An 18,115-nucleotide genomic window follows, 5' to 3' on the forward strand; every position below is an offset into this window, starting at 1 on the left:
CCGTGCGTACTTTGCTTCCCGGCGCGGTCGTCGCCGGGTACCGGATCGAGCGCAAGCTCGGCACCGGCGGTATGGGCAGCGTGTACCTTGCGCAGCATCCGCGGTTGCCGCGCAGGGACGCGCTCAAAGTGCTCTCCGATACCCACGGCTCCAGTAGCGAGTTCCGGGCGCGGTTCATCCGCGAGGCCGAATTGGCCGGTCGGCTCGACCATCCGAATATCGTGGCGATATACGACTGCGGTGCCGATGCCGGCCGGCTGTGGATCGCGATGCAGTTCATCGATGGACTCGATGCGGCAGAACTGGCCAGGCAGGGTGCACTGACGCCCGATCGTGCCGTCGCGATCGTCGAAGGAGCTGCCCGCGGGCTGGACGAAGCGCACCGGGCCGGATTGCTGCATCGCGATGTCAAGCCGGCGAATATCCTCATCGCGCGCGACAGCGGTGTGGATCGCGCACTGGTCACCGATTTCGGAATTGCCCGTCCCACGGGCGAATCGGCGGGCCTGACGGCTGCCGGATCGGTGCTCGCCACGCTGGCGTACGCAGCGCCCGAGCAAATCCACGGCGCGACACTCGATCACCGCGTCGATGTATACGCACTGGGCGCAACCCTCTTTCAATTGCTCACCGGCACAGTGCCTTTTCCGCGTGACACACCTGGCGCGGTGATGCATGCCCACCTGACCGCGCCACCGCCGCGACCGAGCATTGTGGTGCCGACACTGCCGAGGGAACTGGATGCCGTCATCGCTCGCGCGATGGCCAAGAACCCCTACGAGCGCTATCCCGGCTGCGGCGCGCTGGCCGAAGCCGCGGCCGCGGCACTGCGCGGTGAGCGAACCGAACCGGTGCCTCCGCCGTTGCTCGGCCGCCGCACCAAGATCATCGTCGCGGCCGGCGCAACTCTCTGCGCGCTCGCAGCGACCGGCTTCTTTGTCACTCGGCCCGATACCGGGTCAGGACTCGCCGCAACCACCACCGCACCGCCGTCCGCGAGCGTCTCCGCTCCCGCGCCGGCATCGCCATGGGGCCAGTACGGTTTCATCGCCGACGCGTTTCCCGGCCTGCTCCCCGCCACTCCGGCGTCCCGCGGGTACCAGAACCTTCGATGCAATGCCAGCGACAGCAGCAACCAGATCGTTCCCCTCGACGTAACGGTGGCGGAGCCCGGCCTGTTCTGCTCCGGCGACGGCATCCCGATCTCCTCGGTGTTGGTGAAGTGCAACGCCGACCGCTCGATGCTTCCTCGGCTCCAATCCTTCAGCGGAGACGAGGGTGAGGAAACGTGGAGTCGTCCATCCGGGACCGGCAGCGCGGTGTGGAGCTCCAAGGCGAATTCCGAGGGATCGCCGAAGGGCGTATTGGAAGTGCGATTCGACGGGAGTGCCCGCGGCTTCTGCAAAGTGCGGATCTTCGGCGCATCATCCGGCCGTGAACTCCACGATCAGTGGTGGCCGAACGCGCCGATCTAGGCGCGCAGATCGGTGGGGTCGGTGTTGGCCCCACACAAAATCACGCCGACCCGCTCTCCTCGGCCAGGCCGATACGCGCCGGTCGAGAGCGCCGCAAGGGCCGTCGCCGAGCCGTGCTCGACCACGAGACCGTAACCCTCCCACAGAGATCGGCGGGCCCGGATGATCGCGTCGTCGTCGACGACCACCGACCGCGCGTCCGCGCTCCTGGCCCAGGACAGGGCAGCGGCGGAAATGCGGGGCGCGCCAAGAGAATCCGCGGCAATCGAGTCGATGTCCACGTCCAGGACGGCATCCGCCGCCAGCGCCGCATGCAGCGCGCAACTGCCCTCGGGCTCCGCGCCGACCACTCTGATACCGCGACCGTCGGCGACCGCGGCGACACCGGAGAACATGCCGCCCGCACCGACCGCGAGCACGATCGTGTCCAATTTCGGTATGGCGTTGAGGCATTCGAGCAGGATCGTGCCCGCGCCTGCCGAGGTCAGATTGTCGTCGAAGGTGTAGGCGTCGATCGCGCCGGTGCGCGCCATGAACAGACCCGCATTGTCCTGCGCCTGCTCCTGGGTCCGGCCGAAAACGCGCACATCGGCGCCCAGTGCGCGCAGCCGATCGACCCTCGCCTTCGCTGCCGACTCCGTGAGGAAGACGGTGGCCGGAATACCGAACATTCGGGCCGCCCAAGCGAATCCGATGTCGGCATTGCGGCCGGTGGCCGAAACGATGCCCGCGTCGGGCACCGTGCCCGCAGCAAGCATGGCGGCGAGCAGATTGGCCGCACCCCGCGCCTTGAACGAGCCGGTGTGTTGCATGAATTCGAGCCCGAGGAAAACCTCCGCGCCGGGGGCATACTCCGGGCCTGCTTCCATCACCGTGAGCGGTCGCACCAGCCCGGCGATTCGCTCGGCAGCAGCTTCTACATCCACCAGGGACGGGGTACAGATACCGATCACCCGGCAGCCTCCTCACGATCTATGGCCCCGTCGGGGACGTTAGACATGGAGGACGCCGGGCGGTATCGGGCATCTGCCCTAATTTGCCGAAGACTGCACCGTCCCCGAACTGTTCCGATCGGCGACAGCACAGCCAAAACCTACTATTTGGAAGTATCTGCGCTCCACCGATCCAGTGCAATGTAGGCGGGTTTCCACTGGTGGAAATAGGCGGCGCGGACCTGCTCCGGCAGCGGCGCAAGGACCGTGTCGACAGTCCGCTCGTCGGCGCCGTCGAGCAGCCACGGAATCAGTTGTGGCGCATCCGGTCCGATCCTGCTGCCGTGCAGCTGGCCGAACGCCTGCCACTGCGGCAGCGTGACCGTGGCCTGGATCAAGGGCAGCGCCTGCTTTTCTTCGTGCTCGAGGTGCCCGACCAGGACGGTGACCAGTGCATCGACCAGGTCGCCGAGGCGCTGCGAACCGCTCTCGCGATCGGCGAAGGCCGCCTCGATTGCCTCGATCAGCGGATCGACGGCGCCGTGCTCGGCTTCCATGGCGTCGAGCAGCGCCAGCTCCGAAGGGCGCGCGGCCAACGTTTCGCGCATTACCGGCCAGAGCGCATCATCCTCGGCGGTGTGGTGGATATGCAGGGATTTGGTGAACAACCGCCAGCCCGCCGCAGTCGCCAGGATCTTGCGCGGGTCGTCGTCGATCCGGCTGGTGATCTTGGCGATCTGCTCCAGCTCGCGCCGCAGCGCGTGGTGCATGGCGTACATGGTGGTCATGTCGAGCGTGGCGCTCATGGTTACTCCTGATTGTCGAGCGTGAGCTGCGGCCCGGGCCGGGCCGATGGTGCGTGGTCAGCCCCAGTGGGCGCCCGCGGGTTCCTTGATGGTGGTGTTGATGCGGTTGAAGAAATTGGTGAGGGAGATGTTGAGCACGAGTGCGGCGAGCTGGTTTTCGTCGTATTGGTCGGCGACCGCGTCCCAGATCTCGTCGGGCACACCGTCTCCGGATTTGTCGGCGAGCCGGGTGACGACCTCGGTCAACGCCAGTGCGGCGCGTTCGGCCTCGGTGAACTCGGCGCTCTCACGCCAGGCCGCGACCGCGAACAGCTTGTCGTCGCTGACACCCGCGTTGCGGCCGGTGCCGAGGTGCGAGGTGACGCACGCGCTGCAACCGTTGATCTGGCTGGCGCGCAAGGCCACGATCTCGAGGAGTTCGGCAGCGAGTCCACCCTGGTGAATGCCCTTGTAGATGGTGTTGATGCCCTTCATGGCGTCGGGCAGCACCATCGCGGGGTTCTTCATACGTGCGGTCATGGTCGGGTTCCTTTCGAGGGGTCGAGCTCGGACGAGTCGATCGGGTCGGTGTGCGAGACCAGTGGCCAGTCGTTGGCTACTCGGCCTGCGAGGGTGAGGTAGTTGTCGAAGACGACGAGGGCGACGCAGGCGATGATGTCGACGAGGTCCGCGCCTGCCAGCTCCGCGCCTGCCTGTTCGAGTTCCGCGTCGGTGACCGCGCCGCGACGCCGCAACAGTGCGGCTGCGAAGCCGAGCACCGCCGCGTCCTTCGGGTCCGCGGCGGTACCCGCGCGAGCGCGATCGACCTCGTCTCGGCGCAGCCCGTTCAGCCGGGTGCCGACGAAGCTGTGCGCGGACAGGCCGTAGTCGCAGCCGTTCTCCTGGGAGACGAGCACCCCGATGCGGGTACGCGTCGCTGCCGACAGACCGCTGTCGCACAGTGCCGCGGCGAGGTCGAGATAGCCACGCAACGCGACAGGGCTGTTGGCCATCGCCTTGGCGACATTCGGCGTGATCCCGAACCGCTGTTGCGCTTCGGCGAACAGCCGTCGGGTCGCGCCCGTGGTTGCTTCCGGCTCGATCAGGGGGATGTGCGGCATGAACACACCTTCTTCGACCGAGTTGATACTTTGGCGATGCTTCGAAGATGGGTGTTCTATGGGTGGCTTGGTCGGTGTTCGTTTCACGGTCCTCGGACCGGTCGAGGTCGTGGTGGACGGTCGCGCATTGCCCGCGGCACCCCGGCATCGTGCCGTTTTGGCCTGGTTGCTGCTCAATGCCGGGCGGGTGTACAGCAACGAGCGACTGATCGACGCCGTCTGGGGCAGGGAGCCGCCCGGCACCGCGCGCTCGCAAATTCATGCCGCGATGACCGCGATCCGCCGAGTGCTGCGGGAAGCGGGCATCGCCGAGGCACTGGAGACCAAAGCCGCCGGATACGTCGTGACGCCCGAACCCGGGATGCTCGATCTCGATGAGTTCACCCGGCGGGTTGCCACAGCTCGGACACTGACAACACAAGATCCGACGGCCGCGGTAGCCGAACTTCGGGCAGCGCTGTCGCTGTGGCAGGGAGAGGCGCTGGCCGGCCTGAATGCGGACTACATCGCCTCGGCGCGCCTACTGCTCGACGAGAAGCGAATCGGAGCCTTCGAGCAACTGGCCGAGATCGAGCTTTCACTCGGCAAACACGACCAACTGCTCGATGAGCTGCGGGCACAAGTCGCGGCGAATCCCTTGCGGGAGAAGCTATCCGCGCAGCTCATGCTCGCCCTGCACCGAGCGGGACGGCAGGCCGACGCACTCGCCGTCGCACGAAGCTTTCGGACGGTGCTCGCCGAACTGCAGGGGCTCGATCCGGGTAGCGCGTTCGTCGCGTTGGAACAGGCCGTGCTGCGGAACGACCCGACGACACGGGCACCTGCGCTCCCGCCTCCGTCGACCGCACCCGCGACTTCCGATCTCGCGCTGTCTGGTTCCGTGACCTCCGGTTCCGAGGCTGCTGGGACCACACCGCCGGATTCGGAGCCGGACGGTCCGCCACAGTCCCCGTCGGCGACCTACACACCGACGCAATCGGAGTCCGCGCTGCACGGCGCACCGCGATCGGGTTCGACGGCCGCGGTGTCGGAGCCGGCTCCGACACTTCCTGCGGCAAGGTCGACCAGAACGAACTTCCTCCCCTACGACATACCGGATTTCGCGGGCCGCAGCACCGAACTCGACCGCCTCATCGCCCCCCTCGACGACGCCTCGGTAACGATCCGCGCCATCGACGGCATGGCGGGTATCGGCAAGACCGCGCTGGCGGTGCACGTGGCGCATCGAGTGGCGCAACGCTTCCCCGACGGCCAGCTGTTCATCGATCTCCAGGCGCATTCGGCCGATCTGGAGCCGGTGGCGGCCGACGCGGCGCTGGAAATTCTCTTGCGCCAGTTGGGAATTCCCGATGAGAGCATCCCGACCTCGACGGTGGATCGTGGCGCGCTGTGGCGCGCGGAGCTGGCCGGACGCCGGTTGGTCGTCGTGTTCGACAACGCCGCGGATGCCGACCATGTCCGCCCGCTGCTGCCAAGTGCCGGTGCGAGTCTCCTACTCGTCACCAGCCGCAGGCGACTCGTCGATCTAGATGGCGCGCAAGCACTTTCGGTCGATCTGCTACCCGCCGACGATGCCGTCGGGCTGTTCGAGCGGATCGTCGGAGCCCGGGCGATCGCCGAACCGCTGGCGGTGCTCGATGTGCTGCAACTGTGCGGCTTCCTGCCGCTCGCCGTGCGGATCGCGGCGGCCCGGCTGCAGCATCGCCCGCGCTGGACCGTCGAGTATCTGGCCGGAAGACTGCGCGGCGAACGCCGCAGGCTCGCCGAATTGTCCACGGCCGAAAGGGGGGTGGCTGCCGCCTTCGCGCTGTCGTATCGCCAGTTGGAGCCCGCGCACCGGCGAATGTTCCGCCTCCTCGGCCTGCATCCCGGCCGAGACATCGATGCCGGTGCGGCAGCGGCGCTGGCCGAGGGCTCGGTCGACGATGCCGAAATGCTGTTGGAAGATCTGCTGGACGCGCACGTCATCGCTCAGCACAAGCTCGGCCGCTACACCTTTCACGAGTTACTGCGCGAGCACGCCCGTGCCACCGCGGCCGAAGAAGAAACCGACGACAGTCGAAACATTGCCCGCACGTGCCTGTTAGAGCATTACCTGCACACGGCGCGCGCAGCCGTCGATCTGCTGTTCCACTACAGCACGCAACATCGTCGACCGCTGCGGGAGCCGAGTAGGCCGATCGTTCCCTTCATCGACAATGCGGCAGCCGCCCGATGGTTGGATGCAGAACGCGAAAACCTCATTGCCACAGCAGGTTACGCCGTCGAACACGGCTCACCCGCCTACGCGCGCGACGCGGCGGAGACCCTGCGCCCCTACCTCGACGGGCGCTCTCGCCACACCGATGCCGCGCGCCTGCACACCGTCGGCCTCAGCGCGAGCAGGCAACTGTCGGACCGCAGCGGCGAAGCCCGTGCACTGACCGACCTCGGCTGGGCCCACTGGCGCGACGGCGACTTCGAACAAGCCGTCAGCCGGTCTACTCGGGCACTGGAGATATCTCGCGAGATCGGCGACCGTCTGCAGGAAGCTCGGGCACTGAACACCCTCGGCAATGTCGCCTGGCGTCGCCGCGACTACGACCTGGCTCGCCGAAACCTCGAGCACGCACTGCAACTCGCGATCGAGGCCGACAACCAGGTCGGCGAAGCACACGTGCGCGGCAATCTCGGCATGGTCTTCGCGGCCGCCACCCGCTACACCGAGGCCGAGGACCATCTCGACCGAGCTCTTGCGCTGCACAGGGAACTCGGCAACCAACGCGGCGAGGCGCTCGTCCTCAATAACCTCGGCGTCATCGCCCGTGGCACCGGACAATTCGAACTCTCCCTCGCCAACCACAGCCGCGCCAGGGACCTCTACCGCATGCTGGGCAACCCCAGCGACGAGGCCGCCGCCGTCAACGGCCTCGGCGAAACCGCCCGGTGCGGTGGCGATCCCCGCCAAGCCATCGCCGATCACACCACCGCACTCGAACTCGCCGACGTGGCAAGCAACCTCCCCGAACAGGCCCGCGCCCACGACGGGCTGGCCCGGGCTCAGCATGCCCTCGGCCGCCTGGACGAAGCCCGCGCGCACGGCAAGTCGGCACTGAGGCTCTACACCGAACTCGGCGTCCCGGAAGCCGATGACATGCACGCTTTCCTAGACTCCCTGCCCTGAAATCCCGCGTTCACGGCGCCGCGCTGGATACCCGATCGGGCCGACCCCGGCGAGCGCGGATCGAATGGTGCGGCGCTCATGCCTATGGCTTTCGGAACTGCTCGACCATCGCGGCGTAGCTGTCGCCGCCGCGACCATGTGCCACCGCCCTGTCGGCCGGCATCCTGACAAGTGACCTCACGGAGGTCGAGGTGTTCCAGAAACGAGCACGGCTTGGGCGATCGAACCAGCACGGGCACCCGGTCGAGGGCGCCGGGCGCCTCGCTATTCGAGGATGAGCAGCGCCGATTTCTCCAGGCGGTCGGCTATTTCGGAGTAGGAGGCATAACCCATCCCCGCGCGGACAAGAGCGCCCGCGTAGAGGAGTTCCAAGGATTCGACGACGTCCGGGTCGGCGTCGGGGCCGAGGGCGCGCAGTAGGCGTTTGCGGATTTCGGCGCCGATGCGGGCACGCAAATGCGCGACGTCGGGGTCACGGCCCAACAGCGCGCTGGTGACCGCCCCGGACAGTTCCTGTTCGTCGGCGACGAGCAGGGCGATATTGCGCAGCTCAGCGAGCACCCGGACCGTGGGGTCCGGGTCCTCGCTGACCGGCGCGGAGCTGGAAACCAAACGCCGCCAGAATATCTCGGCGACGAGGTGTTCCTTGGAGGAGAAATAGGTGTATGCCGTGGCGGTGCCGACGCCGGCCGCCGCGGCGACCATGCGGATTGTCATCCCTGCGAAACCCTCGCGGGCAAGGACTTCCACCGCCGCTCTGGTGAGCTTGTCGACGGTGTCGGCCTGCTTCTCGGTGAGGCGGCGCCGGGTCGCCTCGAGGATGATGGACTCGCCTTCGGACATGTGTCCAGATCCTACTTGGCGGCGGCGAGGCCGGCGCGGCGGCCATAGAAGCTGCCGTCGCCGAGAGACGCGCCACTGACGTATCCGCCCGCGCAGAGACCCGAGGTGCAGCGTCCCGCGGCGAACAATCCGGCGATCGGCTCGCCCGACACGTGCAGCACCCGGGAGTCGAGGTCGGTGCGCAGACCGCCGAGTGTGAAGCCCGCGGTGAAACCGCGCATGTCGAAGGCCGCGAGCGGAGCGCCGATCGGCTTCACCCACTCGGGTTTCTTGCCGAGCAACGGATCCTTGCCGTCGGCGGCGTGCAGGTTGTACGCGGTGACCGTGCCCTGCAATGTCTGCGTCGGCAGACCCATGTCCGCCTCGAGCTCGGCGACCGTCTCCGCGGCCCAGGTCGGCGGCTGCCGGAAGAAAGGAGTGGAAGTCTCGGTGGCGAGCGCAGCCTCGAGCGATTCCTCGTCGATGATCAGATACGCCTGATTGTCCTGCTGGATGAGCGTGGCCTGGCCGATCCGTCCCGGGTAGGTGTCCTCGGGGATGTAGCGCTGGCCGCGGCCGTTGACCAGGATGCCGCGCGCCATCATCTGCGGGTCGCCGAAGAATGCGACCTCGGTGGCGTCCATGTGCGCCAGCTCGGCGCCGAGAGCCTGGGCGAGTCGGATGCCGATGCCGTCGTGCTCCTCGATCGCGGCGGCGGGCCTGCCGATCAGCCGCGGCGCATAGCCCTCGATCATCTTCTGGTGGTAGGCGAAGCTGCCGGTGGCAAGGACGACACCGCGCTCGGCCCGGATGGCGATCTGCTTGCCGAACTGGGTGGCCAGCACACCGACGACGCGGTCGGTGTCATCGACGATCAAACGCCGGATCCTGGTGTCGTATTCGACGCGGACCCCGAGGCCGTCGGCGGTCTCGGCGAGCGGCTTCATCAGCATGTAGCCGCCGCTCTTCTGCCCGATACGCTTATCCGCCATCTGCGGAACATGCCCGCGCGGTGCGGGTTTCGCGATCTCGTTGAAAGGCGCGGCATTCTCGCCGCCGGAATACATCAGCCCCTCGTCGTGCGGCGGCTCCCAGCCCGGCTGACCCCAGAACGCCTCGCGGAACGGGACACCACAGGAGACCAGCCAGTTGTAGTGCTCGACGCTGCCCTGGCAGTAGTCGGCGATCTTGGCCTTGTCGACGCCGGGGCCGAGCGCCGCGAGCAGGAACGCCTCCATATTCTCCGGAGTGTCCTCGAAACCGAGTGCCTGCTGCAGCGGGGTGCCGCCACCGAGGTAGATGAACCCGCCCGCCATGGCGGCCGCGCCGCCCCAGCCGCCGGTGCGTTCCAGGATCAGCACCTCGGCCCCGGCCCGCACGGACTCGATCGCCGCGCATACCCCCGCAATGCCGTACCCGGCGACGACGACGTCGGCCTCCTTGTCCCACTCGGAGATCGCACTGGCACGCAGTGGCCGAATTGTCGTGGCATCAGACATGTTCCGTGTTCCTTACTGTTCTGCTCGGTCGGACCGTGATGCGTTGTCGAGCTGTCCCGCTCGCTCACGCGGCAGGCGCCCCGATGGTCCTGTGCTGTCGACTACTGTGCCGTTTCGGGCGGCCCGGCGGGTCGAATCGGCAACTCGATCGCCCTACTCCGCCGCCGCGTCGGATCGCCCGTCCGCCGCTTCGGACTGCTCCGCGGCATCCGCCTGTTGTTTACGCGCTGCCTTCTTCTGCTGTCCGACGATGGTCCCCACCAGCAGGTCGAGCTTGGTGCCGTTCGGCCAGCCGACGTAATGGCAGAGGAACAGTGCGATCTCGTGCAACTGTTCCTCGGTGAGCTCTGCATTGCGCAGCGCCGCGCCGATCTGGATGCCCGCGGTGTCGATTGCGCCCTGGGCGGTCAGCGCGCCGAGCAGGATCAGTCTCCGGTCGCGCACGGTGAGCGCAGGGCGCGACCAGATATCGGCGAAGAGGTGATCGGCGGTGACGGCGAAGTGCGCGCCGGGGTAGTCCTGGAACTCGGTGCCGTAGACCTCGGCCATCTTGGCCAGCCCACGCCTACGGACGGACTCGGCCGCCGCGCTGTTCGACGGTTGATCGCTCATCGAGATTCCCTTTCTGATTGGGTAGCGGCAGCGCTGACGCCGAGTCCTGGTCCGAGTCGATCGAGGGCCAGTTCGGCGAGGGGCAGTTCGATACCGAGCCGGGAGCCCAATTCGAGGGCGAGGGTGAGGTCCTTTTCGCCGAGATCGCGGACGTGGCCGAGGATCGGCAGCCAGAAATCACCCGGCTCGATCGGTGCGGTGCGATCGCGCAGCATGATCGCGCCGGGGCCGCCGGTCACGGCATCGGAATGGCGCACGACCTTGCCGAGTGTGGTGATATCCAGCTCTGCGGCCTCGGCGAGCCGCTGTGCTTCGGTGGCGGCGGTGAAGGCGACGAAGTGGAGTAAGTTGCGGGCCAATTTCATTCGGGTGCCCGCACCCACCGGGCCCGCGTGCACGACGAGATCGGCAAAACAGCCGAAGGGGCCACGGACCCGCTGGAATGCCATGTCGCTGCCGCCGACCATGACGGCGAGCCGGCCGCGCTGCGCACCGGGCGCACCACCACTCACCGGTGCGTCCACCAACTCGACGCCGCGCTCGGCGCACTGGCTCGCCAGCTCGACCGCGGTCCGATCGCTGATCGTGGAGTGCACGGCGACCACGGTTCCCGGTTCTGCGGTGCGCAGGATGCCCGCCGGCCCCGCGACCACAGCACGGACCTGCTCGTCGTTCAGCACTGTCACCGAGATGACGGCAGCTTGCTGCGCGACCTGTGCCGCGCTGCCTGCCGCTTGCGCCCCCGACTCGAGGAACGGCTGGACCGCGTCCGGCCGCGTGTCACACACCGTGAGCCCGCCGGGCCACTCCAGCAGCCGCTTCGCCATCGGCGCGCCCATATTGCCGAGACCGATGAAGCCGACCCGGAATTCGGCAGCGGACCCGTTCGCTGCCTGCTCGGATCGCTCCGCACCCCCGCTCATGACCGGAACACTTGTCCGCCGTCGACATTGAAGATCTGGCCGGTCACCCAGCTCGCCTCGTCCGAGAGCAGGTAGAGACAGGCGCCGACCAGGTCCTGCGGTGTCCCCATCCGTTTGAGCGGCAACCGGTTCACCATGTCGGTGACGATCGCCTCTGGTGTCACCGCCTTGGTGGCCTCGGTGTCGATCGGTCCGGGCGCGATGGCGTTGATGCGAATCTTGGAGCCGCCCAGCTCGAAGGCCAGCTGCTGGGTGAGACCGTTGACGCCGACCTTCGCGAGGCCGTAGAAGCTGGAGTATGTCCATGCGGCCGTGGAAGATTGGTTGACGATCGAGCCGCCACCGGCGGCCATCATGGGCTTCCACACCGCGCGGGTCATGTTCAGCGCGCCGTCCATGTTCACGCCCATGAACTTCTTGTAGTAGTCCCACGGCACCGTCAACAGCAGATTCAGCTTCATCTCGCCGTAGATGGCCGCATTGTTGACCAAGTGGTTGATGCCGCCGAACTCGCCGACGGTGAATTCGGCCAGCGCCGTCGCGGATTCGGGTTCGGACACATCGACCTCACCGAACACCGCGGTACCGCCGTCGGCGACGATCTTCTTCGCGACCGCCTTTCCGGCTGGCACATTACGGTCGGCGACAACGACTTCGGCGCCCTCGGCGGCCAGCGCCTGCGCATACACCGCGCCGATCCCCTGTGCGGCACCGGTGACGATGACGGATCTTCCCGTGAAACGGGCCATGAAAGTCAGCTCCTCTAGTCAGGCTTGGTAGGCGATCAGCTTGGTTTCCAGGTATTCCTCGAATCCGGCGATGCCCATCTCCCGGCCGATGCCCGACTGCTTGTACCCGCCGAACGGAGCGTCCGCGGAGTACCAGATGCCGCCGTTCACGCTCAGCGTCCCGGTGCGAACCCCCTCGGTGACGCGCCGGATCCGGTCCTGGTCGCTCCCCCAGACCGAACCCGACAGCCCGTATGGGGAATCGTTGGCGATCCGGATCGCGTCGTCGTCACCGTCGTAGGGGATCACCACCAGCACCGGACCGAAGATCTCCTCGCGGGCGACCGTCGAGGTATTCGCGATGTCCGCGATCAGGGTCGGCTCGATGTAGAAGCCGCGCTCATGGTTCGCGGGCCGCCCGCCACCGGTGACAATGCGACCACCTTCGGCGACGGCGATCTCCAGGTAGCGCTCGACGCGGGCCCGCTGCCGCTGCGAAATCAGCGGGCCGCAGATCGTGCGCGGATCCGCCGGATCACCGGGCGCGATCCCACCCAATGTGGCCGCGGCGATCTGCACCGCGTCGTCGTAGGACGCACGTGGGACCAGCAGGCGGGTGGTGATGGCACAGCCCTGTCCGGCGTGCACACACACCGAAAAGGCCGCAACACCAACGGCAGCCGCGATATTCGCGTCGTCGAGCACGATGAACGCCGACTTGCCGCCGAGCTCGAGAAATGCCTTCTTCAGCGTGGTCGCCGCCCCCGCCATCACCACTTTCCCGGTTTGCGTCGAACCGGTGAAGCTGATCATGTCGACCCGTGGATCGGTGGTCAGTCGCGCGCCGATCGTGTGGTCGGCGGAGGTGACGATATTGACGACGCCCGGCGGGATGTCGGTGTGCTCGGCGATCACCGCACCGATGGCCGCCGCACACCATGGTGTGTCGGGAGCGGGTTTGAGCACCAGCGTGTTTCCGGCCGCGAGCGCCGGTCCGAGTTTCGCGAAATTGATCTGGTGCGGAAAGTTCCACGGGGTGATCGCACCGACCACGCCGACCGCCTCTCTGCGTTGCACCCGGCGGGTCTTGATGCCCATCGGCTCTGCCACGCCGAGATCCGTTTCCCAGCTGTATGTTTCGGCGAGCGACGCGGAGTAGCCCAGGTCGGCGACCGGACCCTCCAACTGCGGCCCTTTGGTCAGCATCGTCGGCGCGCCCGCCTCGGCGACGGTGATCTCCCGCAGTTCGTCGATGTGGGCTTGTAGCGCGGTGCGCAGCTGTTCGAGGCAGCGTGCGCGGAAGGCGTGATTGCGTGACCAGTCGGTGTCGTCGAACGCGGTGCGTGCGGCGGCGATGGCGGCGTCCATATCGCCGCCGCCTGCGTCAGCGGCCTGGCCGAGAACTTCCTCGGTCGCGGGGTTCACGGTGTCGAACACGCCGTCGGCGCCTGCCACCAGCTTGCCGCCGATGAGCAGGCGGGATTCGGCGTTGGGCAGGAGGCTGCTCATGAAGGGCTCCGATACTGTCTGGACACGTGTACGGAATATAGTCTCGACGCCCGATAAGTCGCAAGAACATGTTTCAGATTTGCCGTCCTTCGGGTAGCGATTCCCGGCCTCGACGGCGATCCGGATATATCCCGGAAACCACATCACCAACCACGGACAAATACCAAAGAATCGTTGTCGTGAGCATGTCTCAGTGGTACCGTCCAGACACATGTCCAGCTATGTGTCTCTCAATGGTGATGCGACAATTTTCACCGACGAGAACTCGTTATCGAATGTCGGGACGGCGCGATGACGGCGGCCTCATTGGAACCATTGACGTTCGATCCATACGACTACCGATTCCATGAGGACCCCTACCCCACCTATCAGCGGCTGCGCACCGAAGCGCCGCTGTACTACAACGCCGAACTCGACTTCTGGGCACTGTCTCGACATGCCGATGTGACCGGCGCGTTCCGCGACAGCATCCGCTTGTCGAGCGCCAACGGAGTGTCGCTCGATCCCGCCGCTTGGGGACCGCACGCACACCGGGTGATGTCGTTCCTGGCGATGGACGACCCGCGGCACATGCGGATGCGCAGGCTGGTCTATAAGGGCTTCACGCCGAAGCGGGTCGCCGAAATGGCCGACCGCATCAAGGAACTGACACTGTCCTACCTCGAACCCGCCCTGGCAACAGGAACTTTCGACTGGATCGACGAGGTCGCGGGCAAGCTGCCGATGGACGTGATTTCCGAGCTCATGGGTGTGCCGGAACCTGATCGCGCCGAGATCCGCAGGTTGGCAGATCTGGTCGTGCACCGGGAGGACGGTGTGCTCGACGTCCCGATGCCCGCCGTGGCAGCCTCGATCCGGCTCATCGGCTACTACAGCGACATGGTTGCCGCGCGCAGGCGCTCCCCCGGCACCGACCTCACCTCGGCGCTCTTGGACGCCGAAATCGACGGCGACAGACTGTCGGACGAGGAGATCATCGGGTTCATGTTCCTGATGGTCGTCGCGGGCAACGAGACCACGACCAAACTGCTCGGAAACGCGCTGTACTGGGGTGCGAAGAACCCGGCGGAATACGCGCGGGTCGTCGCGGAGCCGGAACTGGTGACCGACTGGGTCGAAGAGACACTGCGTTACGACACCTCCAGTCAGATGGTCGCGCGCAGTGCCGCCGTCGCCATCGACCAGCACGGCCACACCATTCCGGCGGGCGCCAAGGTGCTGCTGCTGATCGGCTCCGCGAATCGCGATCCCGAGGTGTTCACCGACGGCGACAGCTATCGCATCGACCGCACCGACAAGGCCGGACTCGCCAGCTTCGGCGCAGGCGTCCATTTCTGTCTCGGCGCGCACCTGGCCCGGTTGGAAGCGGGAGTCGCACTGCGCGAATTCGTTTCGCGGGTCCGGTCCTATGACGTCGCCGATTCCGGCATCGTGCGGGTGCACTCGACGAACGTGCGCGGGTTCGCCCAACTTCCCATCGTCGTGGAGGCGAAATAGTGCCGCGTTTCGAACCCCATCCCGTGCGCAGGCCCGCCCTCGTCGCCGGTGCGTCTTCCGGTATCGGCGCTGCCACCGCGGTCGCGCTCGCCGAACTCGGGCACCCCGTCACGCTCGGTGCGCGCCGCACCGACCAATGCGAGGCGCTGGCGCAGAAGATCCGCGACAGCGGCGGCGAGGCCTTCGCACACCAGCTGGATGTCACCGATCCCACCTCGATCGATACCTTCGTGACCGCGGCCGAGGCGGCGCTCGGCCCCACCGAAATCCTCGTCTCCGGTGCGGGCGACATCGAATTCAGCCCGGTCCACGACATGGCACCGGACCGGTTTCTTCAGCAGGTACAGGTACACCTCGGTGGCGCACATCGGCTCGCGCATCGGGTGCTGCCCGGCATGATCGCCCGACGGCGCGGCGATGTCGTCGTGATCAGCTCCGACTGCGCCGTCGAGCCACGCCCGCACACCGGCGCCTACAGCGCCGCGAAAGCCGGACTCGAAGCCATGGTCGGGCAAATGCGGATGGAACTGGAGGGCAGCGGGATCCGCGCCTGCCTCGTGCGGCCCGGCCCGACCTTGACCGGCATGGGGATGAACTCCACCCCCGAAGTGATCGGGCCGATGCTGGAGGCCTGGAAAACCTGGGGATTCGCCCGCCACGGATACATGCTGCGCGCTGCCGACCTGGCCGCCGCGGTGGTTGCGGTGGTCTCCACACCGCGTGGTGCGCACCTGGTGCTCGTCGAGGTCCAGCCCGAAGCGCCGCTACTGCCGATCCCGGACAGCGCCGCGAACGAGCAAGACAGGAGCGAGCAGTGAGGATCATCGCCGATCTCGACCTGTGCCAGGGGCACGCCGTCTGCCAGGACGAGGCACCGGAAACCTTCACCGTGCCCAAGCGCGGAAAGGTGGAAATCACCGATCCGACACCCGACGCGGACACAGCCGCGGATGTCGAGCGCGCTGTCCGCTACTGCCCGACACAGGCCCTGTCGATCATTGCGGACGAGCCCGCAGCAGGCACGAAAGGAACACCGTAATGCCAGGTTTCGAACGCAGCGAGCTCGACGAGATGGTCCGGCGCTGGGTGCTGGAGAACCAGCGCTGCGAGGACAAAGGCGATTGGAAGCCGCTCGCCGAGATGTACACCGAGGACGCCACCTATGGCTGGAACTACGGCCCCACTCAGGAATTCATGGCGGTCGGACGCGAGGAGATCCGGGTGCTCGCCCTCGGCCAGGAAATGGACGGGCTGGAGGGCTGGTCCTACCCGTATCAGGAGTTCGTGATCGACGAGCGCAGCGGCAGCGTGATCGGCTTCTGGAAACAGGTGGCCGATGCCAAGCGGCCCGATGGGCGTAACTACAGCCCGGAGGGCATCGGCGGCAGCTGGTTCCGCTACGGCGGCGACTACCAATGGTCCTGGCAGCGTGACTTTTTCGACCTCGGCAATGTCTCGCAGTTGTTCTTGGAGATGATCGCAGGCAATGCGCTGTTGCCCGGTATGCAGAAGCGGATTCAGCGATCGATGGCCGGCAAGCCACTGCCCGGCTGGTACAAAGTCGGCGAAGCGCCGGTTTCCCTGTGGTGACGGCCATGTCGCGCAGCAGCTTCGACCACCTGTCGAGGACAGCGCTGGCCGCATTGCTGCCGGAATTGCTGCTGTGCGGCCAACTGATCGACAGATCCGGCCTGCCGCATGCCATCGCGGCGTTCGGCCGCGACGGCATGACGGCGATCGCCATCGAGGAGTGGCAGCTCGCCAGCCCCGTCTACACCCGTCGCATGCAACGCGCGCTCGGCTTCGTCGGCGACGATGTCGCGACCATCTTCAAAGGGCTGCAACTCGATATCGGCGCGCCGCCGCAGTTCATGGACTTCCGATTCCGCGTCGAGGACCGCGACCACGGGGAATTCTGGCTGGATCATTGCGGTGCGCTGATGGATGTCGAGCCGATGGGCGAGGATTTCGTGGTGGCGATGTGCCACACCATCGAGGATCCGACCTTCGACGCGACGGCGCTGGCGACCAACGCGCACGCGCAGATTCGGCCGATTCACCGCCCGCCGCGCAGGCCCGCCGACCGGCATCCCATGTGCGCGTGGACCGTCACCATCGACCCGGCCAATGTCGCACCACCTGCGCCGCGCTATGCGGAACTGGTGGCGGCTTCCGCGGCAGCCGGTGTCGAGCTCGGTGCGATCGACACCGACGACCAGGGCCGGGCGGACTATTCCGGACCGCTGCTCAGTGATCTCCGTTTCGCCGACTTCTCGAAATCGGCATTGGTGCGGATTGCTGACGAGGTGTGTCTGCAACACCATCTGCTGACCCTGGGATTCATGATCGCGGTGCGCTCGCGGCTCGGTGCCGACGCCGCTTCGGCTTCGGCTTCGGCTGCTGACACCGCTTCCGGTGGTACCGGTACCGGTGGCAGTGGACGTGGCGCTGCCGGTGCGGGTGGCGGTGGCGGTGGCGGTGGCGGTGGCGGTGGCGGTGGCGGTGGCGGTGGCGAGGATGCTTCCGGTGCCCGTGCCGGTGGCCCTTCCTGCAGTGATAACGCAATGGAGCTCGGCCGCAAGCACTTCACCGGCATCGCGGGCATCAGCTCCGAACGCATCCGTGCCGTATTCGGGCTCGGTGATGATCCCGCCGCACTCGCCGAGGTGCTGCGGCTGCATCCGGCCTGGAACCCGCTGCCCTACACCGGCGTCGAGATCACCGAGACCAGCGACACCGTGCTGCTGCATATTCCGCATCAGAGCGACGCCGTAGCCGACGGCGCATGGCCCGCGATGATCGACGCCGACCACCTCGCGCCATTGGATGCCATGGCCAGAGGCGTGAACCCGCGCTTCGCCACCCGCGCCGTCGCCACCGACGACTACGGCTGGACCGTCGAAATGGCGCTCGCCCCACAACCATTTCGCGAGGCGACCGAGGTAACGCTCACCCGATACAGCACCGGCGCGTCCTTCACCTTCACCGACCGCGGCATACCGCTGCCGCTCACCGTGCTCTGACGCGCGCCCCGAAAGAGTGAATTGCC

17 protein-coding genes are annotated in these 18,115 nt (G+C 66.9%); 7 read left to right on the plus strand and 10 right to left on the minus strand.

Annotated features, from left to right (window positions below; all coding sequences use genetic code 11):
* The first annotated feature begins 2 nt into the window (after positions 1-2).
* Entirely contained in the window at positions 3-1,475 is a 1,473-nt protein-coding gene (locus OHQ90_RS36510) for a serine/threonine-protein kinase (protein WP_328405475.1), read from the plus strand.
* On the opposite strand, the gene OHQ90_RS36515 is transcribed toward OHQ90_RS36510, so the two are convergent.
* The 4 genes from OHQ90_RS36515 to OHQ90_RS36530 form a co-directional block, all read right to left on the minus strand.
* Positions 1,472-2,401, minus strand: coding sequence for a pyridoxal-phosphate dependent enzyme (locus OHQ90_RS36515; RefSeq protein ID WP_328405477.1), 930 nt, complete (start codon positions 2,399-2,401; stop codon positions 1,472-1,474). The genes OHQ90_RS36510 and OHQ90_RS36515 overlap by 4 nt on opposite strands.
* A gap of 170 nt (positions 2,402-2,571) precedes the next feature.
* Complete coding sequence (locus OHQ90_RS36520) at positions 2,572-3,213, minus strand: hemerythrin domain-containing protein (protein WP_328405479.1); 642 nt, start codon at positions 3,211-3,213, stop codon at positions 2,572-2,574.
* A 57-nt stretch (positions 3,214-3,270) separates the two neighbouring features.
* Complete coding sequence (locus OHQ90_RS36525; protein WP_328405481.1) at positions 3,271-3,732, minus strand: carboxymuconolactone decarboxylase family protein; 462 nt, start codon at positions 3,730-3,732, stop codon at positions 3,271-3,273.
* The gene (locus OHQ90_RS36530) at positions 3,729-4,313 is read right to left on the minus strand and encodes a carboxymuconolactone decarboxylase family protein (RefSeq protein WP_328405483.1); all 585 of its coding nucleotides are present in this window, start codon (positions 4,311-4,313) and stop codon (positions 3,729-3,731) included. Before OHQ90_RS36530 ends, OHQ90_RS36525 begins: the two co-directional genes overlap by 4 nt.
* 67 nt (positions 4,314-4,380) lie before the next feature.
* Between OHQ90_RS36530 and OHQ90_RS36535 the strand changes: the two genes are divergently transcribed.
* Positions 4,381-7,476: an AfsR/SARP family transcriptional regulator gene (locus tag OHQ90_RS36535; protein ID WP_328405485.1), complete on the plus strand. Its 3,096-nt coding sequence runs from the start codon at positions 4,381-4,383 to the stop codon at positions 7,474-7,476.
* 264 nt (positions 7,477-7,740) lie between these two features.
* Here OHQ90_RS36535 and OHQ90_RS36540 read toward each other — a convergent pair whose 3' ends face one another.
* The 6 genes from OHQ90_RS36540 to OHQ90_RS36565 form a co-directional block, all read right to left on the minus strand.
* A complete protein-coding gene (locus OHQ90_RS36540) occupies positions 7,741-8,319 on the minus strand; it encodes a TetR/AcrR family transcriptional regulator (protein ID WP_328405487.1) in 579 nt (192 codons plus the stop codon).
* Positions 8,320-8,330: 11 nt separating this feature from the next.
* Positions 8,331-9,797, minus strand: a complete 1,467-nt coding sequence (locus tag OHQ90_RS36545) for an FAD-dependent oxidoreductase (RefSeq protein WP_328405489.1) — start codon at positions 9,795-9,797, stop codon at positions 8,331-8,333.
* A 153-nt stretch (positions 9,798-9,950) separates the two neighbouring features.
* Positions 9,951-10,409, minus strand: coding sequence for a carboxymuconolactone decarboxylase family protein (locus OHQ90_RS36550; RefSeq protein ID WP_328405491.1), 459 nt, complete (start codon positions 10,407-10,409; stop codon positions 9,951-9,953).
* Positions 10,406-11,332, minus strand: a complete 927-nt coding sequence (locus OHQ90_RS36555) for an NAD(P)-dependent oxidoreductase (RefSeq protein ID WP_328405493.1) — start codon at positions 11,330-11,332, stop codon at positions 10,406-10,408. The genes OHQ90_RS36550 and OHQ90_RS36555 overlap by 4 nt, the downstream gene beginning before the upstream one ends.
* A complete protein-coding gene (locus OHQ90_RS36560; RefSeq protein ID WP_328405496.1) occupies positions 11,329-12,081 on the minus strand; it encodes an SDR family oxidoreductase in 753 nt (250 codons plus the stop codon). The genes OHQ90_RS36555 and OHQ90_RS36560 overlap by 4 nt, the downstream gene beginning before the upstream one ends.
* Before the next feature lie 18 nt (positions 12,082-12,099).
* Positions 12,100-13,569, minus strand: a complete 1,470-nt coding sequence (locus OHQ90_RS36565; protein WP_328405498.1) for an aldehyde dehydrogenase — start codon at positions 13,567-13,569, stop codon at positions 12,100-12,102.
* A gap of 291 nt (positions 13,570-13,860) precedes the next feature.
* On the opposite strand from OHQ90_RS36565, the gene OHQ90_RS36570 reads away from it, so the two are divergent.
* Genes OHQ90_RS36570 through OHQ90_RS39685 form a run of 5 tightly spaced genes read left to right on the plus strand, consistent with a single transcriptional unit; the run spans position 13,861 to position 18,089 of the window.
* Positions 13,861-15,066, plus strand: a complete 1,206-nt coding sequence (locus OHQ90_RS36570) for a cytochrome P450 (protein ID WP_328405500.1) — start codon at positions 13,861-13,863, stop codon at positions 15,064-15,066.
* Positions 15,066-15,884: an SDR family oxidoreductase gene (locus OHQ90_RS36575; protein ID WP_328405502.1), complete on the plus strand. Its 819-nt coding sequence runs from the start codon at positions 15,066-15,068 to the stop codon at positions 15,882-15,884. Before OHQ90_RS36570 ends, OHQ90_RS36575 begins: the two co-directional genes overlap by 1 nt.
* Positions 15,881-16,105, plus strand: coding sequence for a ferredoxin (locus OHQ90_RS36580; protein ID WP_328405504.1), 225 nt, complete (start codon positions 15,881-15,883; stop codon positions 16,103-16,105). The genes OHQ90_RS36575 and OHQ90_RS36580 overlap by 4 nt, the downstream gene beginning before the upstream one ends.
* Positions 16,105-16,656 (plus strand): nuclear transport factor 2 family protein, encoded by a 552-nt coding sequence (locus OHQ90_RS36585; RefSeq protein WP_328405506.1) that lies wholly within the window; start codon positions 16,105-16,107, stop codon positions 16,654-16,656. Before OHQ90_RS36580 ends, OHQ90_RS36585 begins: the two co-directional genes overlap by 1 nt.
* 5 nt (positions 16,657-16,661) lie before the next feature.
* On the plus strand, positions 16,662-18,089 hold the full coding sequence (locus OHQ90_RS39685) for a hypothetical protein (RefSeq protein ID WP_442941260.1): 1,428 nt from the start codon (positions 16,662-16,664) through the stop codon (positions 18,087-18,089).
* Positions 18,090-18,115 lie beyond the last annotated feature (26 nt).

Origin of the sequence: Nocardia sp. NBC_00403 (assembly GCF_036046055.1) — a bacterium.
In the GTDB taxonomy this organism is placed as follows: domain Bacteria; phylum Actinomycetota; class Actinomycetes; order Mycobacteriales; family Mycobacteriaceae; genus Nocardia.